Annotated in this window: 22 protein-coding genes; all 22 read left to right on the plus strand. The window is 37.1% G+C overall.

Annotated features, from left to right (window positions below):
- Positions 1-1,598, plus strand: a 1,598-nt coding sequence (locus ACO6HM_RS02845) for a ribonuclease J (RefSeq protein WP_485389678.1), incomplete at its 5' end; no start/stop codon positions are given.
- Positions 1,599-1,615: 17 nt separating this feature from the next.
- Positions 1,616-2,080, plus strand: a complete 465-nt coding sequence (locus tag ACO6HM_RS02850; RefSeq protein WP_485389679.1) for an endolytic transglycosylase MltG — start codon at positions 1,616-1,618, stop codon at positions 2,078-2,080.
- A complete protein-coding gene (locus ACO6HM_RS02855) occupies positions 2,080-2,730 on the plus strand; it encodes an O-methyltransferase (protein ID WP_485389680.1) in 651 nt (216 codons plus the stop codon). Before ACO6HM_RS02850 ends, ACO6HM_RS02855 begins: the two co-directional genes overlap by 1 nt.
- 36 nt (positions 2,731-2,766) lie before the next feature.
- Positions 2,767-3,996, plus strand: a complete 1,230-nt coding sequence (locus tag ACO6HM_RS02860; RefSeq protein ID WP_485389811.1) for a peptidase U32 family protein — start codon at positions 2,767-2,769, stop codon at positions 3,994-3,996.
- 9 nt (positions 3,997-4,005) lie between these two features.
- Positions 4,006-5,727, plus strand: a complete 1,722-nt coding sequence (locus tag ACO6HM_RS02865; RefSeq protein ID WP_485389681.1) for a phospho-sugar mutase — start codon at positions 4,006-4,008, stop codon at positions 5,725-5,727.
- A gap of 30 nt (positions 5,728-5,757) precedes the next feature.
- Positions 5,758-7,557 carry an oligoendopeptidase F gene (gene pepF, locus ACO6HM_RS02870; RefSeq protein ID WP_485389682.1) on the plus strand — a complete coding sequence of 600 codons (1,800 nt, stop codon included), beginning with the start codon at positions 5,758-5,760 and terminating at the stop codon, positions 7,555-7,557.
- Positions 7,558-7,730: 173 nt separating this feature from the next.
- Positions 7,731-9,335 carry an ATP-binding cassette domain-containing protein gene (locus ACO6HM_RS02875; protein WP_485389683.1) on the plus strand — a complete coding sequence of 535 codons (1,605 nt, stop codon included), beginning with the start codon at positions 7,731-7,733 and terminating at the stop codon, positions 9,333-9,335.
- A gap of 101 nt (positions 9,336-9,436) precedes the next feature.
- Positions 9,437-9,988 (plus strand): phosphodiesterase, encoded by a 552-nt coding sequence (gene yfcE, locus ACO6HM_RS02880; RefSeq protein ID WP_485389684.1) that lies wholly within the window; start codon positions 9,437-9,439, stop codon positions 9,986-9,988.
- 2 nt (positions 9,989-9,990) lie between these two features.
- Positions 9,991-10,677: an HAD family hydrolase gene (locus ACO6HM_RS02885; protein ID WP_485389685.1), complete on the plus strand. Its 687-nt coding sequence runs from the start codon at positions 9,991-9,993 to the stop codon at positions 10,675-10,677.
- Positions 10,678-10,855: 178 nt separating this feature from the next.
- Positions 10,856-11,752: a sulfide/dihydroorotate dehydrogenase-like FAD/NAD-binding protein gene (locus tag ACO6HM_RS02890; RefSeq protein ID WP_485389686.1), complete on the plus strand. Its 897-nt coding sequence runs from the start codon at positions 10,856-10,858 to the stop codon at positions 11,750-11,752.
- Between the two features lie 27 nt (positions 11,753-11,779).
- Positions 11,780-13,177, plus strand: a complete 1,398-nt coding sequence (gene gltA / locus ACO6HM_RS02895) for an NADPH-dependent glutamate synthase (protein WP_485389687.1) — start codon at positions 11,780-11,782, stop codon at positions 13,175-13,177.
- A gap of 258 nt (positions 13,178-13,435) precedes the next feature.
- A complete protein-coding gene (rpmB, locus tag ACO6HM_RS02900; protein ID WP_208428852.1) occupies positions 13,436-13,621 on the plus strand; it encodes a 50S ribosomal protein L28 in 186 nt (61 codons plus the stop codon).
- 192 nt (positions 13,622-13,813) lie between these two features.
- Entirely contained in the window at positions 13,814-14,488 is a 675-nt protein-coding gene (pyrE, locus tag ACO6HM_RS02905) for an orotate phosphoribosyltransferase (RefSeq protein WP_485389688.1), read from the plus strand.
- 318 nt (positions 14,489-14,806) lie between these two features.
- Entirely contained in the window at positions 14,807-15,625 is an 819-nt protein-coding gene (locus ACO6HM_RS02910) for a hypothetical protein (protein WP_485389689.1), read from the plus strand.
- Positions 15,622-17,238 (plus strand): ATPase, T2SS/T4P/T4SS family, encoded by a 1,617-nt coding sequence (locus ACO6HM_RS02915; RefSeq protein WP_485389690.1) that lies wholly within the window; start codon positions 15,622-15,624, stop codon positions 17,236-17,238. The genes ACO6HM_RS02910 and ACO6HM_RS02915 overlap by 4 nt, the downstream gene beginning before the upstream one ends.
- Positions 17,219-18,814, plus strand: coding sequence for a hypothetical protein (locus ACO6HM_RS02920; protein WP_485389691.1), 1,596 nt, complete (start codon positions 17,219-17,221; stop codon positions 18,812-18,814). The genes ACO6HM_RS02915 and ACO6HM_RS02920 overlap by 20 nt, the downstream gene beginning before the upstream one ends.
- Positions 18,815-18,839: 25 nt before the next feature.
- Positions 18,840-19,247 (plus strand): hypothetical protein, encoded by a 408-nt coding sequence (locus ACO6HM_RS02925; protein WP_208428847.1) that lies wholly within the window; start codon positions 18,840-18,842, stop codon positions 19,245-19,247.
- A gap of 135 nt (positions 19,248-19,382) precedes the next feature.
- Entirely contained in the window at positions 19,383-19,859 is a 477-nt protein-coding gene (locus ACO6HM_RS02930; RefSeq protein ID WP_485389692.1) for a hypothetical protein, read from the plus strand.
- A 46-nt stretch (positions 19,860-19,905) separates the two neighbouring features.
- Positions 19,906-20,391 carry a hypothetical protein gene (locus ACO6HM_RS02935; protein ID WP_485389693.1) on the plus strand — a complete coding sequence of 162 codons (486 nt, stop codon included), beginning with the start codon at positions 19,906-19,908 and terminating at the stop codon, positions 20,389-20,391.
- A 9-nt stretch (positions 20,392-20,400) separates the two neighbouring features.
- Entirely contained in the window at positions 20,401-20,817 is a 417-nt protein-coding gene (locus ACO6HM_RS02940) for a hypothetical protein (protein WP_485379233.1), read from the plus strand.
- A 2-nt stretch (positions 20,818-20,819) separates the two neighbouring features.
- Positions 20,820-22,316, plus strand: a complete 1,497-nt coding sequence (locus ACO6HM_RS02945) for a hypothetical protein (RefSeq protein WP_485389694.1) — start codon at positions 20,820-20,822, stop codon at positions 22,314-22,316.
- A gap of 2 nt (positions 22,317-22,318) precedes the next feature.
- The gene (locus ACO6HM_RS02950; RefSeq protein WP_485389695.1) at positions 22,319-25,573 is read left to right on the plus strand and encodes a DUF5704 domain-containing protein; all 3,255 of its coding nucleotides are present in this window, start codon (positions 22,319-22,321) and stop codon (positions 25,571-25,573) included.
- The last annotated feature ends 86 nt before the right edge of the window (positions 25,574-25,659 follow it).

Here is a 25,659-nt window from a genome sequence, read left to right on the forward strand (position 1 = left end):
CCGCTTTTGAATACGAAGACAGCATTATTGTTGTTGATTGCGGTATGTCATTCCCTGAGGACGACATGCTTGGAATTGACTGTGTCATTCCAAATGTAAGCTATTTAAAAAAGAATATTGATAAAGTAAAAGGCTTTGTTATTACGCATGGTCACGAAGACCATATAGGTGCTCTTCCTTATATCTTAAAGGATATCAATGTACCTGTGTATGCAACAAGGCTTACAGTTGCAATACTTGAGAGTAAGTTAAGCGAAAAAAATATGCTTAAGACTACCAAGCGTAAGATAGTTAAATACGGACAGTCCATCAATCTGGGCTGTTTTAGGATTGAATTTATAAGGACTAACCACAGCATCAGTGATGCAGCTTCGCTTGCCATATATTCTCCGGTTGGAATTATTGTACATACTGGAGACTTCAAGGTGGATTATACTCCTGTATTTGGAGACCCTATTGATTTACAGAGGTTTGGAGAAATAGGCCGTAAGGGAGTTCTTGCACTTATGTGTGAGTCCACAAACGTGTTAAAACCGGGATTTACAATGTCTGAGAGGTCTGTGGGGAGAACCTTTGACAGTATTTTTTCGGAAAATAAGAATAACAGGATTATAGTTGCAACCTTTGCTTCCAACGTAGACAGAGTTCAGCAGATAATCAATTCAGCAGAGAATTTTAACAGAAAAGTAGTTGTAGACGGAAGAAGCATGGTCAATATTATCTCTATTGCGAGAGAGTTAGGCTATATCAATCTCAAGGAAAACACTCTTATAAATATTGACCAGATGAAGGATTATCCTGATGAACAGATTGTGCTTATTACTACAGGCAGTCAGGGAGAGGCCATGGCTGCACTTTCCAGGATGGCTGCTTCTATACACAAAAAAGTAAGTATAAAGCCGGGGGATACCATAGTATTTAGCTCGACTCCGATACCGGGAAATGAAAAATCCGTATCAAGGGTTATAAATGAGCTTTACCTTAAGGGCGCCAAGGTTATTTTCCAGGATGCACATGTATCAGGACACGCCTGTCAGGAAGAAATCAAGCTTATGTATTCGCTTATTAAGCCTAAGTTTGCTATTCCTATCCATGGAGAGTATAGACATCTGGTTCGCCATGCTGAACTTGCTGAAGAGATGGGTATACCAAAGGATAATATCTTTATCTTAAAGAATGGCAATGTTCTTGAGCTTAAGGAAGATAGTGGTAAGGTTATAGACCAGGTAGAATGTAAGGGAATAATGGTTGACGGACTTGGTATAGGTGATGTAGGCAACTCAGTAATGAGGGACAGACAGAAGCTTTCCGAGGACGGACTGGTAATAGTTACATTTGCAATGGAGAAGGGCAGCAACCTGTTGATGTCTGACGCAGAAATCGTGACCAAGGGCTTTATTTATGTAAAAGAATCAGACACAATTCTTAAAGAAGCCCTGCATACGGTAAATGATGCCTTGATTAAGTGTCAGGATAAGGGGATAACTGAAAGAAACAAAATCAGGAATGAAATCAGGGATGCTCTTAGTGACTTTATATGGAAACAGACTAAGCGTTCTCCTATGATTATCACTATCATTGCTGATATTGAGTATTAATGTATGGAGGTGACCTGTTGGCCGCGAGTAGAAGAACAGAAAGAATCGTGCTAAATATATTTGGCGCGGTTATTCATATCTTTCTGAACATCATATTTTACCTGGTAATAATCTATCTGGTAGTTAAAACAAGTCATTATGCCTATAATTTTGCTTATCAGGTGTTTGGTTCTGTCTCTGTTACCAAGAATTCAGGTTATACTACTGAACTTGTTATAAATAAGGGCGAATCGACTATGGATATAGCAAAGGTTTTGGATGCAAAGAAGATTATAGCTAATAAGTATTCATTTTATTTGAGGGCAAAGCTAACCAAGCAGAATATTTTGCCGGGAACCTATACTGTAAGCAGCGATATGGATTATGATGCTATATTTAAGGTCATAACTACTCCGGGTAAGGTTACGGAAAAGTCCACAGACAAGGATGTAAAAAAGAGTAACAAAAAAAACAAAGATAAGGCTACGGAGAAAAATAAATAATGGTGGAGCATGAGAGATTTGAGAGCTTTTTAGAAAGTCTGCCTGAATGCCTGCCAAAATATCTTGTAGACTTAGAGTTAGAGAATATAAAAGAAGGCATTCCCATTATAAGAAAAGGAGGAGAACGCCTTATTAGATTTATGCTGGAGCTAAAAAAACCTGTAAATATACTTGAAGTAGGTACTGCTACAGGTTTTTCAGCACTATTTATGCTTGAATTCGTTTGCAATAAAGCTAAGATAACAACCATTGAAAGAATGGAAGAAAGAGCGGTAAAGGCAGAAGAGAACTTTAAGAAATATGACAAAAAGGGGCAGATAACTCTTATTAAGGGTGATGCTCTAGATGTCTTAAATGAGCTTGTAGCAGCCAATAATGAGTATGACTTTATATTTATGGACGCTGCAAAAGGTCAGTATATCAATTTTTTTGAAAATATTAAAAAACTCCTTTCTCCCGGTGGGATGCTGATTACAGATAATATGCTTCAAGAAGGAAGGCTTCTTGATTCAAGATATACTGTGGTTAGGAGGGAGAGGACGATTCACCAGAGAATGAGAGAGTATGTAAATGTCCTCGCTACAGACAAAGAGCTAGCGACCATGTTTCTTGAAACAGGAGATGGTATGGCTGTATCTATTAAAAAGTGAATTAGAATGGAAGATTAGATGGAAGGAAATTTAGTTATAAAAAAACCGGAACTGTTAATACCTGCAAGCTGTCTTGAAGTGCTTAAGCTTGCTATAAAATATGGAGCTGATGCTGTATACATTGGCGGCGAGATGTACGGACTAAGAGCTAAGGCAAAGAATTTCTCTAAGGAGGATATGACAGAAGGTATTAGATATGCTCACGAAAAAGGAAAGAAGGTCTTTGTTACAGCCAATATCACAGCCCATGATAAAGATTTGGAGGGTGTTAGAGAGTATTTTAAAGAGCTTAAAGAGATTAAGCCTGACGCAATCATAATCTCAGACCCAGGTGTATTTATGCTTGCCAAAGAGATAGCACCTGAGATAGATATTCATATAAGTACACAGGCGAACAATGTTAATTATGCGGATTTTAATTTTTGGTATGGGCTTGGAGCCACCAGAGTAGTGTCTGCAAGAGAGTTATCGCTTGCAGAAATTGCGGAGATTAGGAAGCATATACCGGATGATAAGGAAATAGAGACCTTCGTTCACGGTGCTATGTGTATGGCTTACTCCGGAAGGTGTCTCCTCTCAAACTATATGACGGGAAGAGATGCCAATCAGGGAGCCTGTACCCACCCTTGCAGGTGGAAGTACCATGTTGTGGAGGAGAACAGGCCTGGCGAATATATGCCTATAGAGGAAAATGAAAGAGGAACCTATATATTTAACTCTAAAGACCTCTGTATGATAGACTATGTGCCTGAGCTTGTTAAGGCTGGTATAGACAGCTTTAAGATAGAAGGGCGTATGAAGACCGCTCTGTATGTAGCTACAGTAGCCAGAACTTATAGAAAGGCTATTGATGACTGGTTTGAGTCAGCGGCATTATATGAGGCTAACAAAGGCTGGTATGCTGAGGAGATTAAAAAATGCACCTACCGTAATTTTACTACAGGATTTTTCTTTGATAAGCCTGACAGTGACTCACAGATATATGATAACAACACCTATGTGACAGGATGTAAGTATTATGGGTACATTGACAAGGTAAATGAGGACGGAAGCGCTGTATTTGAACAGAAGAACAAATTCAGTGTTGGGGACAAGATTCAGATTATGAAGGCAGATGGCAGGGATATTAATGCCACCGTGCTTCATATGTGGGATGAAAATGGAGTAGAAATTGAATCCTGCCCACACCCTCAGGCCATTGTCAAAATCAAGTTTGACACAGAGGTTGAGGTTATGGATATAATGCGCAGTGTAGAAGCAGAATAGGAGGAAGGTATGGACGACAAGAAACTTTATGAAGAGTGGTTGACAAGCCCGGTATTTGATGAGGCTACTAAGGCTGAACTTAAGGCCATAGCCGGCAATGATGCAGAAATCAGGGACAGATTCTATAAGGATCTCGAATTTGGTACAGGTGGACTAAGAGGTGTAGTAGGGGCAGGTACCAACCGCATGAATCTTTATACTGTTAGAAGGGCAACACAGGGACTTGCAAAGTACATCATAAGCAAGGGTGTTCAAAGTAAGGGAGTAGCTATTTCTTATGATTCCAGACATTTTTCGCCTGAATTTGCAGAAGCAGCGGCACTTACTCTTAATGCAAATGGCATTAAGTCATATCTTTTTGATGCGCTCCGTCCAACACCTGAGCTTTCTTATGCAGTCAGGGAGCTTAAGTGTACCGCGGGAATAATGGTAACAGCCAGTCATAACCCACCGGAATATAATGGCTATAAGGTATATTGGGATGATGGCTGCCAGATAACACCTCCTGTAGATAAGGATATAATTGATCTTGTTAAGTCAACAGCTTTTTCTGATATAAAGACTATGGACAAAGAAGAGGCTGTAAAAGCCGGTCTTTTCCATATGATTGGCGCCGATATAGATGACAAGTATGTGGCTGAACTTAAGAAGCTCATTCTCAGCCCTGAAGTGATTAAAAAACAGGCAGAGAATCTTAAAATCGTATACACTCCTTTCCATGGAACAGGAAATGTACCTGTACAGAGGATGCTTAAGGAGCTTGGCTTTAAGCAGGTTTATATAGTTAAGGAACAGGAAGAGCCTGATGGAGACTTTACAACCCTCGACTATCCGAATCCTGAGGATGAGAAAGCCTTTACTCTTGCACTTAAGCTTGCAAAGGAGAAGGATGCGGATATAGTGCTTGCCAATGATCCTGACGCTGACCGCCTTGGTGTATATGCAAAGGATAAAAAGACAGGAAATTATATCCAGTTTACAGGTAATATGTCAGGTATGCTTCTTGCAGAGTACGAGCTTTCTATAAAGAAGGAAAAAGGACTGCTTAAAGATGACAGTACCCTTATTACAACAATAGTGTCTACTAATCTTGCATTTAAGATAGCTGAATACTACAAGATTCATCTGATTGAGGTATTAACCGGATTTAAGTTCATAGGCCAGCAGATTAAGGGCTTTGAAGAAAAAGGTAAGGGAACCTATGAATTTGGTTTCGAGGAAAGCTATGGCTGTCTTATCGGAACACATGCAAGGGATAAAGACGGCATTATGGCGGTTGTAGCTCTTTGTGAGGCTGCTGCTTACTATATGGATAAGGGACTCACTCTTTGGGATCAGATGGTAAATATATATGAGAAATATGGATATTTCAAAGAGGGTATCTATACCATGACTCTTGCAGGAGAAGACGGAGCTAAGCGTATCAATGAAATCCTTGACAATCTTCGTAAGAACCCTCCAACTGAGCTTGCAGGATACAAGGTAGTTAAAACAAGAGATTATGAGAACGATATAGTAAAGGACTTGGTTACAGGTGAGACCACCACTACAGGGCTTCCTAAGTCAAATGTACTCTACTTTGATATGACAGATGATGCCTGGTTCTGTGTAAGACCATCAGGTACAGAGCCTAAGATTAAGTTCTATGCAGGTATTAAGGGAAGTAGCTTAGAGGATGCTGATGAGAAGCTTGCTAAGGTACTCACAGAGCTTAAAAAATTAGGAGATTAATGACTAATATTTGTTAAAAGGAGTTTATCAATGGAAAATAAATTGCCAAAGAGAAGTGAGGTAGATGTAGAACTCACTTGGAAGCTTGAAGATATATTTGCATCTGAGAGTGAATGGGAAAAAGCATTGTCAGAGGCGAAGTCTTTAGCTGATGAATTAGCAGGTTATGCAGGAAAGGTAGCTGAATCTGCAGAGACCTTATATAAGGTTCTTGAAATATATGAAAAAGACAGCTTGATTATGCATAAGGTTTATGGCTATGCGTTTAAGTCGAGAGATGTAGATACAACTTCAACCTCCGCGCAGACTCTTTATTCAAAGTCTATGTCAGCCGGTGTGGAAATATCTGAAAAGCTCGCCTTTTTAGAGCCTGAAATCATTGCAGTGGATGATGCTACATTGGAGAAGTTCTATGGTGAGAAGCCTGAACTTGACAAATATAAGATATACATAACTGAGGTTAGAAGAGGTAGGGAGCATTCGCTAAGCCCTGAACTTGAAAAACTCCTTGCAGGAACCAATGAACTTGCGGATCTTCCTTATGAGGGCTTTGCAACCCTTGGCAATGCAGATCTCAAATTCCCTGAGATAACTAATGAAAAGGGAGAGAAGATACAGATTACAAACGGAAGATTTGTTCCTCTTGAAGAAAGCAAGGATAGAAGGGTTCGTAAAGAAGTATTTGAGAAGTACTATGAGACTTTTGGAAGTTTTAAGAATACTTGGGCCACTTTATATGCAGGACAGGTCAAACAGCTTATGTTCTATGCAAGGGCTAGGAAATATTCCTCTACCTTGGAAGCGGCTGTTGACGGCAACAATGTTTCTCCTGAAGTGTATAAAAATCTTGTAGAGGCAGTTAATGACAACCTCGATAAGATGCATAGATATGTAAGGCTTAGAAAGAAACTCTTAGAAGTTGATGAGCTTCATATGTACGATATCTATGTACCTATAGTCAAGGATTATGATGCTAAGTATACTATTGAAGAGGCAAAGGAGTTGGTTCTTAAGGCAGTAGAGCCTCTTGGCACCAACTATGTAAACCTCATAAAGAAGGCGTTTGCAGAGCGCTGGATAGATGTAGTGGAGAATGAAGGAAAGCGTAATGGAGCTTATTCTTCAGGTGTTTATGGGGTACATCCTTTTGTTCTTCTTAACTTTAACGGAACCCTTGACAATGTATTCACCTTGGCGCATGAAATGGGACATGCTATGCATTCTTATTTCTCAAACGAGGCTCAGAATTTCCTTGACTCAAGATATAGAATCTTTGTTGCGGAAGTTGCTTCCACTACAAATGAAGTGCTTCTTATGGAGTACATGCTAAAAAATGCCAAGGACAACAAGGAAAGAGCATATCTTCTTAACCATTATATGGACAGCTTCAAGGGAACTGTATTCAGACAGACCATGTTTGCTGAGTTTGAGAAGACTTCTAATGAAATGGCCGAAGCTGGTGAGCCTCTTACACACGAGAACCTTACGGAGCTTTACTTGAATTTGAATAAGAAGTATTATGGTGAGGCTATGATTAGCGATGACCTCATAGGTTATGAGTGGATGAGGATACCTCATTTCTACTACAATTTCTATGTATATCAGTATGCAACAGGCTTCTCAGCTGCAGTTGCCATTGCTAACCGTGTACTAAAAGAGGGTGAGACTGCTGTAAATGACTATATGAAGTTCTTACAAAGTGGCTGTACCAAGGATCCTGTAAGCCTCCTTAGGATTGCAGGAGTTGATATGGCAACCAAAGAGCCAATCAACTCAGCTCTTCAGGTATTTGAAAGAGTTATCGAAGAAATGGAAGAACTCACAAAATAACAAGTTAATTAGATAAAAGAGCATTTTACCAGACAAAAGCAGTGTGCAAATGTCTGATGAGATGCTCTTTTCAAATTAATCTAATTTTGTTACAATATTAGATATGTTTGACATATAGATTATTTTAATGATTTACAAAAAAAGGTATTTTGGTGTGGTAAAGGGGGAGTTCAATGAAGTTGATTAGTAAAGAGAATAAATTTAAGTTAGCTATATGTTTGTTTTTCTCTATATTAGGGGATGTATTTATAATGCAGGCTCTTCTTGGCATGAGTAGTGTTATGGATATGGCGGTAAAACTAAAAACAGATGGCATAGTTAAAGAGATAATGCTTACTACACTCTATCTTGTCTGTCAATGGGGTTGCAGCTATATGAAAATGAAATTCTGCCAGAAGTTTATGTATGATACCAGAGATAGTATTTTACTTAGTATAATTAAGAGCTTGTTTAGATTACCTCTTTCAAAGGTTAAAGAAAAAAATTCTGACTATTATATGAGTTTATTGAATAATGATATCGAGGATTTTAGGACTGGGTATCTTTGGGGAGTGTTTGGTATATTATCATATTCAATTTCTGTGGTAGTTGCGGCTGTAACACTTTTAAGAGTACATTATTTTATGCTGATAGCTACAGTAATTCTGACAATTATTCCTATATTGGTAAGTAAGATGATGACAGGTAAAACAATCAGCATAAATAAAGAGAGAACTGCTGCAAATGAGGCATACTTAAGCAGATTACAGGAAATGGTAAAGGGCTTAGATGTTATTAAAAGGTCAAATAATTCTGAGTCTTATGCCAGTGTTTTTGAGAAAGCCAATAGCAGACGTTCTAATTCATATAAGAATTATGGTGTAGTTATTAATATGATATGGATGACGATGTATAGCTTAGGAAGTATTAATCAGCTATTGCTTATCGGAATATGTGCTTTTCTAATAACAAAAAATATAATTGAACCAGGACTGGTAATAGCAACAACGTCAGGCTTTGCCAATTTTTCAGATGCCTTTTCAAATGCAATTGAAAATGGTGTTGAAATGAAATCAGCAAAGGTATTTTTAGATAAATTCAGACCTTATTTAGGTAAGAACAATGAAATTGCTGATAATGAGAGCTTAGATATAAGAAAAAGTGAACGAGACAAGGCTTCGATAGATATAGAAAAATTAAGCTTTGCTTATGATGATAAAAGGATATTTGATGAATTTTCGTTAAATATTGAAAGTGGGGAAATAGTTGCTATCACAGGTGAAAGTGGTTCCGGAAAGTCTACTTTAATCAATCTCTTGCTTAAGTCTTTTAAGGGATACAGTGGTAAAATTAAGTATGATAATGAGGAGTTAAGGGACATTAAAGAAGATGAGCTATACAGTAAGGTCTACTTAGTCCCTCAGGATAGCTTTATATTTAAGTCATCATTATATGATAATGTTACTATGTTTAATGGTAATTCAGAGGGCGATAAGGAGAGATTTAGGGATATAATTGAAAAGGTAAATTTAAAGAAATTTATGGAATTACATAAGGATGATGAACTAAATCCTGACGAAATGTCAGGAGGAGAGAAAAAGAGGGTATCTATAGCAAGGGCATTGTTTGACAACCCTGAAATCATCATTTTAGATGAGCCGACATCTGACTTGGATCCTGAAAATAAGGGGATTGTAAACGATATCATCTTCAGCCTTAAAGATAAAACAAGGCTCGTAGTTACCCACGACTGGGCAGAAGAGTATTTGAAGAAGTTTGATAAGGTTGTGAGGTTATAAAGGATGCATTCACACAAATTTTGTGCTAAAATAATCTTTACACTTATAGAAAGCATCAGTAAAGAACAAAATTATATTCATACAGCGTGAAAGGAAAAACAATGAAATTACTCATAGCATCAGATATTCATGGCTCGGCATACTATGCCAAAAAGGTTATTGAAAGCTTTGAAAAAGAAAAGGCTGATAAACTCCTTCTTTTAGGGGATATTTTGTATCATGGCCCAAGGAATGACCTGCCCTTTGAACATAATCCTAAGGAGGTTATTGCCCTCTTAAATCCTCTAAGCGATAAAATCCTCTGTGTAAGAGGAAATTGTGAGGCAGAGGTAGACCAAATGGTGCTTGATTTTCCTTGTCTAGCCGATTATATAATTGTAAATGTAGACGGAATCAATATTTTTGCCACACATGGACATATATTTGGCGAGAACAATCCGCCAAAACTTCACAAGGGAGATATCCTGCTATGTGGGCATACGCATGTGCCAAAATGCGTAGCTTATGATAACTATATTTATATGAATCCGGGCTCTGCTTCCATACCTAAGGAAAACAGCCACCATGGCTATATGACTTATGACAACAAAGAATTTGTGTGGAAGGATTTTGAAGGAAATATAAAAGAAAGCTATTCCTGTCAGGAGGTATGAAATTGACTAATAGATATGCTATTTTTGACCTTGATGGAACTCTTCTTGATACCCTAGATGACCTTACCGACTCTATGAACTACATGCTTGGCAAGCATAATTTTCCTCTAAGAACAAGGGATGAGGTAAGAAATTTTGTTGGAAACGGTGTCAGAAAGCTGGTAGAGAGGGCAGTTCCTCCCGAATACAAAGCAGATGATGGATTTATAGATAAGTTCTATGATGATTTTAGCAGTTACTATAATTCTCATTCAGATATAAAGACCTCACCTTACCCGGGAACCCTTGATATGCTTGATAAGCTTCTTAAAAATGGCTTTGACATAGCCATTGTATCAAACAAGATAGATTCAGCAGTCAAGAGTCTAAGTGCCAAGTTCTTTGGAGAGAGGATAAAGTCCGCCATAGGCGAAAAACCAAGCATACGACATAAACCCGAGCCTGACATGGTATTTATGGCTATGGAGGAAATGGGTGCAGACAAGTTGGACACTGTATACATTGGCGATTCGGAGGTAGACATACATACAGCTAAGAATGCAGGCATACCTTGTATTTCGGTGCTATGGGGCTTTAAGGATGGGAAGTTTCTAGAGGACTCAGGTGCAACTACCATAGTAGAATCTATGGAGGAGCTTGGAGAAAGGCTGGTTAATTATCAAAATAATCAAAGTAATCAAAGTAATTAGTTTAAACTAACTACATATAGTAGATTTTTTTGTATTTATTGATAAAAAATCTCTAATACTGGTTTTATTATTTTCAAATTTGTGATATTATTATCAAGATGAAATTAAATCGTGCTGTATGAACTTGAAAGCTTAGTGATGTACAGGTTACGTATAGTGAATTTAGGAGGATGAAAAAATGTTTAAGGTTGTAAATAAGCGCTACTTAGCCAACAATATCTGGTTAGTAGATGTAGAGGCACCTAATGTTGCCAAAGCTTGCCTTCCGGGACAGTTTGTTATTGTAAGGCTTGATGAAAAAGCTGAGAGAGTTCCACTTACCATTTGTGATTATGATAGGGAAAAAAATACAATAACTCTTGTTTATCAGGCAGTTGGCGCTTCCACAATGCGTATGAGAGATGCTGATGAGAATGGATACCACGATGTAGTGGGACCTCTTGGACAGCCTTCTGAGCTTTGTACTATGCCAAGAGAAGAACTTGCTAAAGAGAAGATTCTTTTTATGGCGGGTGGTGTTGGTACTGCTCCTGTATATCCACAGGTTAAGTGGTTAAAGGAAAATGGATACGAGGCCGATGTTATCATAGGTGCAAGAACAAAGGACCTTATTATTCTTGAAGAAGAGATGAAGGAATGGGCAAGTAATCTCTACATGGCTACAGATGATGGCTCTTATGGCTTCAAAGGTAATGTAAATGACTGCCTTAAGGATCTTCTTGCTAATCATGGAAAAGAATATACAAGAGTTGTTGCTATCGGACCAATGATAATGATGAAGTTTGTCTGTCTTACAACTAAAGAACTTGGTATACCTACTATAGTAAGTATGAACCCAATCATGGTTGATGGTACAGGTATGTGTGGTGCCTGTCGTCTTTCAGTAGGTGGTAAGATTAAATTTGCCTGTGTAGACGGACCTGAGTTTGACGGACATCTTATTAACTTTGATGAGGCTATGAATAGACAGCGTATGTACAAGTCTGAAGAAGGAAGAAAGATGTTGAAGGAACAGGAAGGTGAGACACATAAGGGACCTGGTTGTGCTACACCTAATCCTCAGAAGGTAGATTAATTCTAAGTTAATAAAGGAGATAATAAAATGGCAGTTAATCCAATGGTTAGAATTCCTGTCAGAGAACAGGAAGCTAAGGTAAGAGCGCATAACTTTGAAGAAGTTTGTTATGGATATAATATTGAAGAGGCTATGGAAGAGTCTACAAGATGTTTAAATTGTAAAAATCCCCGCTGTGTAGGTGGATGTCCTGTAGGCATTGACATTCCGGGCTTTATTATGAAGGTTAAAGAAGGGGATGTTAAGGGTGCTTATGAGACTATAAGCAAATACAGTGCACTTCCTGCTGTATGCGGCCGTGTCTGTCCTCAGGAATCACAGTGTGAGAAGTACTGTGTAAGAGGAATAAAGGGTGATTCAGTATCTATTGGTAAGCTCGAGAGATTTACAGCTGACTGGGCTCGTGAGCAGGGTATTCGTCCTGAGCCTGCAAAGGCTAAGAATGGCAAGAGAGTAGCAGTTATTGGTGCAGGTCCTGCGGGACTTACAGCAGCAGGCGACCTTGCTAAGGCTGGCTGTGAAGTAGTTATCTATGAGGCTCTTCACGAGGCAGGCGGCGTACTTGTTTATGGTATTCCTGAGTTCCGTCTTCCTAAGGAAACAGTAGTTAAGTACGAGGTTGATAATGTAAAGGCTCTTGGCGTTGAGATTAAGACTGACTACGTAATCGGAAGATCTCTTACTATAGACCAGCTTATGGAAGAGGAAGGCTTTGATGCTGTATTTATCGGCTCAGGTGCAGGTCTTCCTAAGTTTATGGGTATCCCTGGTGAGAACGCAAACGGTGTATTCTCAGCAAATGAGTACCTTACAAGATCAAACCTTATGAAGGCTTTTGATGATAATTATGATACACCTATACATCCGGGTAAGAAGGTTGTAGTAGTAGGTGGTGGTAACGTGGCTATGGACGCGGCAAGAACTGCTCTTAGACTTGGTGCGGAGACACATATCGTATATAGAAGATCTGAAGAAGAGCTTCCAGCCAGAGTTGAAGAAGTTCACCACGCTAAAGAAGAAGGAATTATTTTCGATGTACTCACCAATCCTATTGAGATTATTGAGGATGAGAATGGCTGGGTAAAAGGATGTAAGTGTATTAGAATGGAACTTGGTGAGCCTGATGAGTCAGGTCGTAGAAGACCACAGGAAGTTCCTAACTCAGAGTTTGTTATCGACTGCGATACAGTAATCATGTCACTTGGTACAAGCCCTAACCCACTCATTTCTTCAACAACTGAAGGACTTGAGGCAAATAAATGGGGATGTCTTGTTGCTAAGGATGAAAATGGTGAAACAACCAAGGTAGGTGTATATGCCGGTGGTGATGCCGTTACAGGTGCAGCTACAGTTATCCTTGCAATGGGTGCCGGAAAACACGCAGCTAAGGGCATCCTAGAGTATCTTGGTGTTGAAAAGGCTTAATTAGCTTTTAATTTGCTAATTGACTCTAGATTTTTTGAGATGTTAATTATTGTATTTATGCAAAAGAGGATACCTATAAGTGCTGGGTATTTCGAATAGGACTATTTGGGATAGGTCTTCTATGATGAATTTTGAGTCATGGGAGACCTATGTTTTAAAAATAAGGCTTGCAATTATGTGAAGTTTCTGCTAAAATTAGCTAGTGTGTTTTGTGTGTGTAAACCTAAAATATCCATTGGAGATAGAGGAGGTGCTGTAATGGCAAAGTGTGATGTTTGTGGAAAGGGTGTTAGCTTTGGTATAGCTGTGAGCCATTCCCACAGAAGAAACAACAGAGCTTGGAAGGCTAATGTTAGAACTGTCAGAGTTAAGACTCCTGGTGGTGCTAAGACTATGCATGTATGTGCTTCATGCCTTCGTAGCAATCGTGTAGAACGTGCTTAATTAAATGATTATAAAAGAGCTGTTACCGGAGTAGTGACAGCTTTTTTGTTTGTTAAGAAATTCCGCCTGAATTTCTTAACAAATATATTTTTAATGCGATATGCACTTTTAGGCTGGAAGACAAATATACTATGTAATCACATGATTTGGAAACTCTTGCAAGATTTAATTGTATTTTTTAGGAGGATAGGTATGGAACAGTATAAGCAGGAATTTATTGAATTTATGGTTGAATGTGAGGTTCTTAAGTTTGGGGATTTTACGCTCAAAAGTGGTAGGAAGTCTCCGTTTTTTATGAATGCAGGTGCCTATGTGACAGGAAGCCAGTTAAGAAGACTTGGCAAATTTTATGCGATGGCTATTCATAATGCTTATGGGGATGATTTTGATGTATTATTTGGACCTGCGTATAAGGGCATTCCTTTATCAGTGGCAACAGTGGCTGCTTTTGATGAGCTTTACGGTAAAGAAATCAGATACTCTTCTAACAGAAAAGAAATCAAAGACCATGGTGATACCGGAATATTACTAGGAAGCAAGATTAAGTCAGGTGATAAGGTAGTTATCATAGAAGATGTTACTACTTCAGGCAAGTCTATTGAAGAGACTTATCCTATAATAAAATCAATAGGGGATGTAAAGGTAGTCGGTATGATGGTTTCTCTTGACAGAGGAGAAAAGGGAAAGGGTGAAGAAAGTGCACTTAAAGAAGTTTCATCGCTTTACGGATTCCCAACAGGTGCTATAGTTACAATGAAAGAAGTTATAGAATACCTTTATAACAGAGAAGTTAATGGTAAGATTATTATTAACGATGAGATAAAGGCAAGAATTGATGACTATTATAAACAGTATGGAGCAAAGTAGTTTTAGTAAGCAACCACCTGCACTTTGTGCAAATTATACTAAAAAAACTGGAAATTAACTGGGTTTAAACTTTGTAAGTGTTATACAAAAATAAGCCCCTAATTTCTACACATAATACCCTCTAAAAAGCCTTTACAAAAGGGATTTTAGAGGGTATTATTTTATCTATGAATCAAGTTTGAATTAAATCTGATTATTGGGTTCTAAGTATTTATTTGGATAATATAGAGCTGGATTACCAATATAATATTTGCTCAGTTATTTAGTTTTAAGTCCAGGGTATTCTAAAATAATTATTTTGTGAGTAGGAGGTTGTTTATGCTCGTTGCTTTTTGGAGCAGTGCAGAGATTAGAACCGGCGTTACTACTAATGCTGCATTAATCTCGCATTTTTATGCTCAACGATATAAGAAAAGAGTTGCATTGTTTGAAAATCATGTCCCGGGAAAGTATAGTCTAGAGGACATACTAGTTGGGAAAAGAAATTTACCTTTTGCATTTGAAGAACCGATTTATTATGGCAGAAACAATTATATTAACTATTATTATGGCTTAATGAAGGCAGGACTTCCGGTAAATGGAATAGGAAATGCAGCAGTGCGGATGGCAGACGGAAAACTGTACTATTTTCCGCAAGTTTCATCCAACCATAATCTTTTCGATTATGAAATGAATAAGATAATTGATAGATTGTTGGATGAGTTATTGGTTAGATATGAAGTAGTTTTTGTAGATTTGAAAAAAACCCGTACTTTGACTACGAAGAGAATAATAGAACGTTCTGATCTGGTTTTTGTAAATGTTCCTCAAGATGAATTGGGTAATGTTTTAAGTGAACATTCATTTGATAAAGATAAAACCTGCCTTATTGTAAGCAGATACAAGAAAAACGAAAACATTGGATTTGACAAGTTCATTTCAACTTATAGCACGGATGATGTAAGCATATCATATATACCTTATTGTGAATCTCTACTAGGAATTTGTAAAAATGGAAGTTTATCAAGTTTTCTAACAAAAAATCTCTGGTCAATGAGGGGCGAAAAAACATTTGAACTGATATCGCAGCTTAGAAAAATAACTGCTTATATAAAAATTCAGTCAGATAATGACTCCCAAACGGAGATTAACGTATGACAAAAAAATCCCTTAGGAAAATAAATACAACTGATAAAGTTAATGGATTTGAAGAGCTTTTGGCGGCGATTAAGGAAGATTTTACGCAGCTTTTGAGAGTTAATCTTAATATTGGTCCATTTCTTCTGCGGGAAAGACTGATAAGAATCGAGAAAAGAGAAGAACTAAGAGAAGCCCTTAGAACCTGCGGTTCAGGTAATGAAGCGTCAAAGATATTTATTAAAAGTTATATTACCAATCTGCTTGCAGATAAATATAAAATAACTGAGGATAACATAGATATATACTTAAAGGAAGATTCTGAGTACAGGTTTAAGGTCATGCTTGAAAAAAGTACCTTAAAATATGGCAATATGGGGCTTGAAAAGCTTATTGATAAATATTTCTCTGATATGTTAATAAAATCTGATAAGAGAGATATAGATGAAAAAGCACTTAACAGGGCGTTTGGCAGAGTAAGCTACGAGGGTGTTACTTTTCCTGAAAAAATGGAGATTTTATGCCAGCAGATTTATGAGAATTATAAGGGAAATGGCATAATAGACTCTTTGCTGCCTATGGTTATAGACGGGATATCAGGAGGGGTATCAAGTGATAACGGAGAATACTATGTATGGCTTATGTATAAGGGTAATACCGTAAGCCTGTCATTTCTTAAGTATAAGGGAGAGACAGAGATAAAGAGAATATGCAGAAATCTCTGCAAGAGCTACGGCATAGGACAGTTATCTGAAAGGCGCGGATATGTGGTAGCAGAGCTAACTGATGGTTCAAGAGCTTCTGTGTCAAGACCGCCATTTTGTGAAAGCTGGAGCTTTTTTATAAGAAAGTTCAGGATGGAGAAGATTCTTGAGCTTGAAGATATAATTACGGATGATGGTTCAGAAAATATAATAAAGCTCCTAAAATACCTGATTACAGGTGAGAGGCTAATAGCAATAACAGGAGAACAGGGTTCAGGTAAAACCACCCTTTTAGCTGCAATGGTTAAGTTTATTCCGAGCTGGTTAAATATAAGAGTAGCTGAGATGTCGTTTGAGCTGCATCTAAGAGCACGTCTTCCAGGCAGAAATATAGTAAGTTTCAAGGAGACTGAAGGTGTTGGAATACAGGAAGGTCTTGATTTCACTAAGAAAACAGATGGAAATGTAACCATACTCGGGGAAGTTGCTACCATGCAGGCAGTATTATTCCTAGTACAAATCGCTCAAAATGCTTCCGCATTTACATTATTTACCCACCATGCCAAGGATACAACTGCTCTCATTCATTATATAAGAAATTCTTTGCTTATGCAGGGAAACTTTAGGAATGAGGTCATAGCACTAAAACAAGCAGTTAACTCAGTAAGGATTAATATTCACGTTAAGAAGAATCAATTTGGCAAAAGGTATATTGATAAAATAAGTGAGATTGTCCCAAGTTATAGCGATGAAGCATTTACAGAGAGGCTTGTTGCATATAAAAGTGGTGATAAGTATGTGCTAAAAGACGAACTAAGCAGGGAGACACAGGAGGCGATATATGGGAGGTTAACGGAAGGAGAAACAAGTAACTTTATAAAATTTATTAAACAGTGGCAGAAGGTGAAAGATGGAAAAAGTTTTATTTAGCATATACAAGTTATTTTGTTTCAGCACCTTTGGAAGAATATTAATAAGTAAGACAGAATACGAAGTTGGAAGATACCTTCCATTTGATAATTATGGAATGGGAATTACTACAGCCAGGGTTTTCCTATTAAACTTGTTTAAGTCGTTCTTTATAGCAGGATTTGCCTTTTCCATTGCTTTTTTTGATATCAAGTATCTTCCTATTGCAATTATGCTAGGTGGAGCCACCTACAAAGACAGCTTTGTAAAATGGAAGAGAAAGCAGGAAAAGACGATACTTAGGCAGTTATCTTCATACTTAAATGAGCTTAGAAGAGAATACTACCGTTTTAATGATGTAGAGGAGGCTTTTCTCGCAGCATTTTCAGCAGCAGGTGAGGAGCTTAAACTTCATCTGGGGCTTATAGAGGAAGCAATGGATGGAGATGGAGTACCTGAGAGGTACAGGGATGCTTCCCCCAATAGGTTTTTATTTATCTTAATTGCAATTTGCCAATGTGCGATAAAGTATGGAGACAATGACAATACTTTTGTTTCAAACATTGATGAATTGCAAAAGAACATTGACTCTGACCTCTTAAAATGGGAAAGAGAGGACTTTATATTCAGCGCAGTCTTCTTCGCTATCTGTTTTGCCCTTATAAGCCTTCCTATTATGGAAAGATGGGCAATTTCTCAGGTTGAAGGGTTAACGGAGTTTTATAACGGATTTAAGGGAAGTGTGACAAGGGCAGTCTGTCTGGTTATAACATTATTATTTGTTATATTTTTTGAAAAGATGCAGGAAATAAGATGTGATGGGATCACACCGCTTTTATCTGGAATTATGGAAATTGGCTTGGTTAATAAAGGCTTTAAGTGGCTTTTTGATAAGACTTCCACAGGTAAGAATTCAATCGCCAATATATTTGATAAGAATTTTCCGGAAAAATCCTATCAACATTTCATTTTGTTAAGGATTTTTTGGTTCATAGGCAGTTTTGTTATAGGACTTGTTTGGATAATCTACTGGCAATTATCTTTGTTTCTTATGATTCCTGCCATACTGATAGCCTTTTGTATGAGTTTTATTCCTCACCTAAGTTTGGTAATAGATGGTATGTTTTATGAAGCTATGCTTGAGGAGGAAATAGGACAGGTAAGACTGATGACGATATCTCTCGCAGGAGTTATAGGGATGACGGTGGAGGAAATACTACTTTGGATAGAGAACTTTACCTCATTTTTAAGGGATAGTGTTTCAACCTGTATAGATGAACTGGATGTAGATGAACATGAAGCGCTAGATTTACTTCGAGATAGGTGGAAGACTACGAGCTTTATCAATGTCATAGATGATCTTATTGCAAGTGACAAAATAGGTATAAGCGAAGCCTTTAAGGATTTGCTTTCAAGAAGAGATTACTATAGTGCGAAGAGGAGGCAGGAGCAGGAACTTATAGTCAGGAAAAAGGAGACAATTATTTCTACATTTTTATATCTGCCGTTTATGCTGTCGGTAGGTGCATATATGATAGCACCGTTTATGGTAATAAGCGTAAGGAATCTTTTAGACATAACAGTGAAATTAAGTTAATTATAGTTAAGAGAAAGAGGTTAATATGAGTAATGGATTAAAGGGACTAACATTGGCAGCAGGCGTAATTATAACCTGTATAGTTATAAGCATTGCATTCTTTGTAACGAGGGAGGCTAAGGATATAGCAGCACAGGGAATCAATCAGATGGGAGAATATACCACTGAAATGGGTAATGGAGGAATTGAGTTTTACAATGGTCTGACTTTATCAGGTAATGAGGTAATAAGGACTGCAAAGAGACTTAAGGGGAAAACCAATATTTATGTGGTTACTAACGATACCAAGGCAGGCGCTCCAGGTGGGATTAAGGTTGAGACAACTAATTGGCTGACCAACAATGTGTACCAATATGGCAATTTTATAGGTAAAGTAAAGTATAAAGATGACGGAAGTGTTGACAGATTAACCTTTATACAGCAGGAACATTAGAACGCCTATGTTAAAAGTACTTGAGTTACTTAGAAAAACAGGGTATTTGATTTTGTTCGTTATTGGTATCAGCCAGATATTATTGTATGAAGCTTATTTTAGTAAATTGTTAAGAGTATTGAAGGTGGAGCTTGTATGGAGGTTTTTGGAAAATTTTGGAGTATAGTAATTGGTTTTATACTGATATTTATCTGTCCTGTTTATATCATGGAAATGAGGCTTAAAGCTCTTGAAGACATTCAGGTTATGAATGTTACAGACAGATTCATAGACAAAGTAAAGTATACAGGTTATATAGACAGAAAGGAACTTGACAATTTTTACCTGAATATGTCAAAAATCGGAGACAGTAAAGAGCTTAACCTTGTTCATAAAAAAAGAGCGGTAAGACCTGTAGTAAGTAATGGAGAGGTTGTAGACAGCAGAGAATTCTATGTTGATGTTTTCGATGCTGAGATTAAGGAAAGCCTTAAAACTTCTTCTAAATACAGGTTTAAAATTGGCGATGAAATATGTCTGATAATCAGGGATAAAGAAAGGTTGTTAAACATATTTCCAAAGAAAACAATAGAGATGGGAGGTATGATAGAAAACGAATATATTAAAGGTTAGTTCGCTTATTTCTGTATTTTTAGTTGTCCTCGTACTATCAGGAATGGTGGAAACTTACGCAGTTTTTACTGATACAGAGAGAGGAATTTTAGTTAAAAATAAAATGATGGAGATAGCAAAGTCAGGTGCTGCGGATGCACAAGATGATTTCAGATTGTCTAAATATGATTTGAGTGAAGGTCATGTTAAAGAGCATATCAAGAAAGAGTTATATGGCACCAAGGAAGATTTGTCGGAAACTGAAAGGCAGATAGTATTAAGTGAGTACTTTGATAGTTCCGAAAAAGATATTCTTTCCTTACTCCCTAAAAGAGGTAATTACTCAAAATATACAAGGGATGTATACAGAGTTAGAGCAAACAATACAGAGAGAATATACTTTTATGAGGCAGACTATGTATATCATAGTAATTATCTTTGCAGTCATTTGACATCTGATGAAATCGGTATTAGCGTATATTCTTCTATGGAGGAATGTGCCCTAAAGGGAGCATATCCTTGCAAAGCCTGTGTGCTGGGCCTTTATGAATAAGGAGGGAAATTGGAGAATTCATTAAAGATGCTGACAATTGCAGCAGGAATCTTTATAACCTGTGTGGTTATTAGCTTCAGCCTTTTGCTAATGAGGGAAGGCATTTCGTTTGGCAATGTATTTGTAAATGAGCTAAATGAAAAGGAGAGAGATTACAGAGAATACAACATAGCTAAGTATGATTCTGAAATCCTTACCGGAGCGGAGGTAATCAACTTTACCGGTAAATATCAAAATGATATGGAGGTAATAGTGATTACAGACCTTGGCAGCAGAATATTTTCAAAGAACAACAAGTTCAATATTGCAGCAAACATCCCTGAGAACGGCTTTTATATCGAGCCTTATGATGATTATATAGGTCATATAAACAGGGATGGAAACGGAAAAATCAATAGAATTCAATTTGAATTAAAGAGGGGTTAGAGATGATAAAAAATAATCTTAAAAAAATGGTTTTTATTAATGTAGTACTGATATTTGCTTTCATATTAGGCATTGTCAACAGGTCTGTGGTATTTGCTAAGAGCTACGCTACAGAGGGTGAACTGGTTGACTATCTGGTTGAAAGGAGCAATCTTGGTGTCTTTGAAGATAACAGTTTCACCGGCAAAAAGCAGGGGCTAAATAAGTTCGGTATTGAAGGACTAGATTATTTAACCTCACCAGAAGAGGCTGTTACAGTTGAAAAGTTAGCCTCTGTTTGTGCTGATATTTTGCGATTTACAGGAGAAGATAAAGGAATCATACTTAGTGATGATTATTCTCAGTTTCTTTATGTTTATCCTAAGACAAAAGCAGTTTTATTTGAAAATGGTATATGGTCTGCTGAATCTTATTTTTTGGTATCACATCAGTTAGAATGGGAATTAAGGCAAAGAGTGATAATGAAGAAACTTGGAAGAGTTAATGATATAAAGTCTGCCGGAAAGAGACATCAATTAGACCTTATTACAGTATTAAAAAAAGGGATCATAATTGGTAAATCAATGGGCAGATACACGCAGAACAGAAACCTTATGCCTAAGAGGAAGGTAAGCCTTGCTGAGGCTAAAAAAGTCATTGAAAGGGTATATGATTCGAAGAAGAGATATCCAATGAGCCCTGATGGACAGCTTCTAAGAAAGACTAATCTGCCTTTCTGGGCTTCAGATTATAAGTATATTCTTGCCTCTTATCCGGATTCATATTATGAAACAATGTTTGGTTATGAAAGCCATCTTGCAACCAGCTTTAAATTACATAGTTCCTATGATCCACCAAAGTATACTTATGAACGAATTTTAAACGGATATGAAACTAATGATAATATCTACGAAGAGGCAGATAAAGTGCGTAGATTTCAAAATCACAGGATGAATGTGGACTACAGGACAATTGATAAAAAATGGAGAGATAAGCTTATTTCATTCTATAGAAGGAAAGAACATACCAAGAAAAGTGATTTAAATGGAATGAAGAAGGAAATAGATAAATATATCAGGTTTGTTAAGGAAAATAAGGTTATAATTGAATCAAAGCCTGTTGCAACCGATGCAAGTTCTGCTTATTATTGGTACATCACACCAAGTTTTCATACTTACATGAAATTCAGAATAGTATCCTGTAAAAATCTTGATAAAAATTTGTATAAGATAATATACGGAAGTCATGTTGGGGACTGGTCCTACGGACTAGCAAAATACCGTGAAAAGAAAGTAAAGCTAGGAGAATGGTGCGAAGGAGTCTACCAAGTTAATTATCCGCTAGGAATGATAACTCCTCATGATATGGAACCATTACCTTGGAGATGCGTTTGGTTTGACGATTTAGATTTAGCAAAAGGGGTTGCCAAAAAAACTAAAAAAATGAGGGTTGTCAGAGTGACCGAGAATACTAAGAATTTTTTTGCACCGCCTAACGAATATTGGTTGGGTTGGGAATAATTATGAATAGGAGAGGGAAAGCCTGTTTTTTATTCCTTATACTGACGATTTTCATCACCTTTACTTCTGTAAGCTTAGTAAAGTCAGATGTATCTTTCAAGACAAACTCGGAAAATGGCGACATAATCTGGCAATCTTCAGCTATATCAGCAAAAACTGGTATAAGATGGCAGCCAAAAGGTTACTTTATTTCATTGGAACCTTCAGATGAAAAAGATGTTGGTTATCCTTTAAGGAAGAAATCGCCTATTATTACCTTGTATACCAACAATGAAACTGTTAAAACACAAAAACTTAATTCTTCAAGTGGTTTAAGTATGGTAGAGAATTCAATCTCAGGTAAGTACGTTAAGAACCAAATCATGTCTAATAAGGCTTTTTATTCCAAGCTTATAAAAAAGTACAAGAATGGGGATAAAAAGCTATATATAGATACATTTTTTGAGACCTATGAGTTAATAAATGATGCCTATACAAGAAAAAGAGTTATTGATGCCTTTAGGAAGAAGAACAAGGCGGACTTTGAAAAGCCAAATGGTAAGTATATATACGTAGATGGGAGCAAATATGAATATGATAGTGAGAGGAATGAAGTAAAAAAAATCAGAAAAAATGATTTGACTGATATCGTTAAAATCCAGGAGGCGGAGGGCTGGAGTGAAGAGGCTAAAAAGCAGTGGTTAAGGGACAAGTACTATAATTATGAGATTAATTATGAAATCTATTCTAATGTACTTGTTAAGTATGTAGACAGGAAGGGTAAGCCACTTTGGGATGAGGAGCTTACAGATAAGGATAATGTTTCAGGTTCAAAGATGTTAAGTATCAGTTCAAAGGACCTGAGCAATCCTCACTATGCCTACAAACAGGAAAAAGATAAATTTAAATCTTATCAAAATAATGAAGAGAAATACTTTGGTGATGAGGTCACTATAAGTCTTCCTAGAGAGATAGTAGTAACGAGAAATAAGAAAAAGGTAAAGTATAAGCTTATTTCCAGTGAGTACAGGGAAGCAAGTACACCTAATACGCCAGAAAACATCAAGATAGGAAATGAGGCTTCCAGTCAGAATGTTGTGCTAGGCAACGAAAAGTCTCTTGTAGTGGGTATATATGAAGGACCACCTCCAACCATATATGAAAAAGAAGAGGAAATATCCGGAGAAGCTGGTATACCTGAGCCCAAGGGGGTGATTGACTCAGGTACCATAGACAATTCTCCATTTGACATTGAGAAAGGAATACCGGTCAGTGAATATTATTTTAAAAACGTTGTTACTGAGAATTATCTTCTTAAATACCGTTTTAAGAGAAAAACAGGAGAAAAACTAATAGATGTAAGAAGTTATATTAATTGGCATCTGCATTGGACAACAGGCAAGGGTAAAAAGCGTAAACGACATTCTAAAGTTGAGAGAGTGGATTATCTAACCACAGTTCAAAGGAAGTATTCATATTGGTATATTGACAGTCTTTTGGTGTATACGCTTGATGGTGCGGTTTTAGTTAATGCGGCCATACCTGATACAGGAAGCATGATGATGCCTAAAGAGCAAGTTGCACCAAAAGTAGAGTATATTACAGGCTTACCATTTGAAGAGCATGTAAAGCCACCGTTTGAAAGCCTAACATCAGTCAATCTGGGGAATAAATCTGTAAAGGGACGCACAATCCCGTCTTACAATCCTTCATCTGCTGTTGAATCTCACATAGGTGACATGATGGTTAAAAATGACCGTCTTGTCATAGATGATGAGCTTATTATGGATGATAAGGAAGTAAGAAAGTCTGCACCAAAGCCTTTAAAACCTGCTACAAAAGGTAAGAATATAAGTCATAAAATGTTGTACGAAGATGGGAAGACGATAGATACACAGGTGCAAAATGGTGTTTATGAAAGTAGTGGACAGGTATTTTATACGCTTAGTGACAGCGTAAATCCAGAAGGAGAAACAAGTCTGGTATTTGATATTGATGATGTAAATCCGGTTAAGGTACATACTCCTGTAGTCTGCGATTACAGTATTGAAGATGCAAGGAAGTGGTGTCAGCTCGTTAAACCTGATAAGTCTTTATACCAGCTTGTACTGGAAAAAGACTTTAGTATTGATATCAAAACAGCTGGAAACCACTTGGATATAAAGGGTTATGGTGACAGGGATTATTCAAAATATACTCTGAAAAAGGAAGTTATTTTTCCTTTTGAAGTTGAAGTAGAAGGCAAAACCTATTTTGCCAATGAGCCTATTACAGTGAGCGGTAATACGGTTTTTCATCTTCCTATGACAGTTAATGAGGGGAAATACACAGTTATAGTAAGAGCCTATGCTCTAAATCATATATCGAATTCAGATGCTGAAGAATATGCCAATCTTTCGTATAAGAATTATATCGCAGAAAACAGAATTAATGTTGAAGTAAGCGGAAGACTCATAGATTTTACTTTATTAGATGTTAAAAATACCTCAATGTGGGAAGGAAAAGGTAAAAACTTTGTTTTTGATAAGGGTGTTAGGCTATACAATTTACCTCTGATTCAAGGTGACAATCCTAAGTTTATCAATGAAGGAGCCTTCAAGAAGGGGTATGCGGTTTCCTTTGAGATGACAACCATAGGAAATTATCTAAATGAAGCGTATGGTATAAGGATGGATTTTGACTTTTATGTTATTGACATAAAGGCAGGAAGCAGGGTACCTGTTGATATTTATTATGAAGAGGTGCCTGCTAAAGATAATAAGAAGCTAGGCTTAATAAAAGTTGGGGGTAAAAGAGACAACAGTAACATTCATTTTACTAAAGTTGGAGGTAGAGATATTGGCTTGTACAGGTATGATAAGGCATTACTTCCAAAGCAGCTTTTGGCAGCGGGAAGCAATCCATACCTGCAGAGATGGAGGGGAGAATACTCTTTACCGGAAAGGATATATGTCTGCAAAAAGGGATTCAACCTTGAAGAGTATATGAAAAAACACTCATTTATATATTTTGATGAAGATTTTTGGATTAAATCCGGCTATCTTACTGTATTAGCAGATATATATACCTTAAAAGACGGGGAAAAAATATTAAGCTATATTAACTCGAAAAATGAAAAGGATGGATTCTTTAACAATTGGAGATATGAAACATTTGGAAGAAGGAAGAAAGACATAGGTGGGGACGAGATAAAATTTATACATGGGGATCTCTTTGTGTTTGACCTATCTAAGAAAATATGGCAGGAGAGAAGGAGTAAAGTTAAAAAGGTCTATTAAAAGCATTGACAAAACCAAGGCTTGAAGCTATCATTTTTATATTGGCTTAGGGTAATAAAAGCATTTGATACCCTATGATGCAGGTT

The sequence above is a fragment of the Catonella sp. genome (genome assembly GCF_057250765.1).

What these genes read in the sequence shown, in the direction of transcription:
- ACO6HM_RS02855 (WP_485389680.1), top strand. Translation starts at nt 2,080, where the DNA reads ATGGTGGAGCATGAGAGATTTGAGAGCTTTTTAGAAAGTCTGCCTGAA.
- ACO6HM_RS02865 (WP_485389681.1), top strand. Translation starts at nt 4,006, where the DNA reads ATGGACGACAAGAAACTTTATGAAGAGTGGTTGACAAGCCCGGTATTT.
- pepF (WP_485389682.1), top strand. Translation starts at nt 5,758, where the DNA reads ATGGAAAATAAATTGCCAAAGAGAAGTGAGGTAGATGTAGAACTCACT.
- ACO6HM_RS02875 (WP_485389683.1), top strand. Translation starts at nt 7,731, where the DNA reads ATGAAGTTGATTAGTAAAGAGAATAAATTTAAGTTAGCTATATGTTTG.
- yfcE (WP_485389684.1), top strand. Translation starts at nt 9,437, where the DNA reads ATGAAATTACTCATAGCATCAGATATTCATGGCTCGGCATACTATGCC.
- ACO6HM_RS02890 (WP_485389686.1), top strand. Translation starts at nt 10,856, where the DNA reads ATGTTTAAGGTTGTAAATAAGCGCTACTTAGCCAACAATATCTGGTTA.
- gltA (WP_485389687.1), top strand. Translation starts at nt 11,780, where the DNA reads ATGGCAGTTAATCCAATGGTTAGAATTCCTGTCAGAGAACAGGAAGCT.
- rpmB (WP_208428852.1), top strand. Translation starts at nt 13,436, where the DNA reads ATGGCAAAGTGTGATGTTTGTGGAAAGGGTGTTAGCTTTGGTATAGCT.
- pyrE (WP_485389688.1), top strand. Translation starts at nt 13,814, where the DNA reads ATGGAACAGTATAAGCAGGAATTTATTGAATTTATGGTTGAATGTGAG.
- ACO6HM_RS02910 (WP_485389689.1), top strand. Translation starts at nt 14,807, where the DNA reads ATGCTCGTTGCTTTTTGGAGCAGTGCAGAGATTAGAACCGGCGTTACT.
- ACO6HM_RS02915 (WP_485389690.1), top strand. Translation starts at nt 15,622, where the DNA reads ATGACAAAAAAATCCCTTAGGAAAATAAATACAACTGATAAAGTTAAT.
- ACO6HM_RS02920 (WP_485389691.1), top strand. Translation starts at nt 17,219, where the DNA reads ATGGAAAAAGTTTTATTTAGCATATACAAGTTATTTTGTTTCAGCACC.
- ACO6HM_RS02925 (WP_208428847.1), top strand. Translation starts at nt 18,840, where the DNA reads ATGAGTAATGGATTAAAGGGACTAACATTGGCAGCAGGCGTAATTATA.
- ACO6HM_RS02930 (WP_485389692.1), top strand. Translation starts at nt 19,383, where the DNA reads ATGGAGGTTTTTGGAAAATTTTGGAGTATAGTAATTGGTTTTATACTG.
- ACO6HM_RS02945 (WP_485389694.1), top strand. Translation starts at nt 20,820, where the DNA reads ATGATAAAAAATAATCTTAAAAAAATGGTTTTTATTAATGTAGTACTG.
- ACO6HM_RS02950 (WP_485389695.1), top strand. Translation starts at nt 22,319, where the DNA reads ATGAATAGGAGAGGGAAAGCCTGTTTTTTATTCCTTATACTGACGATT.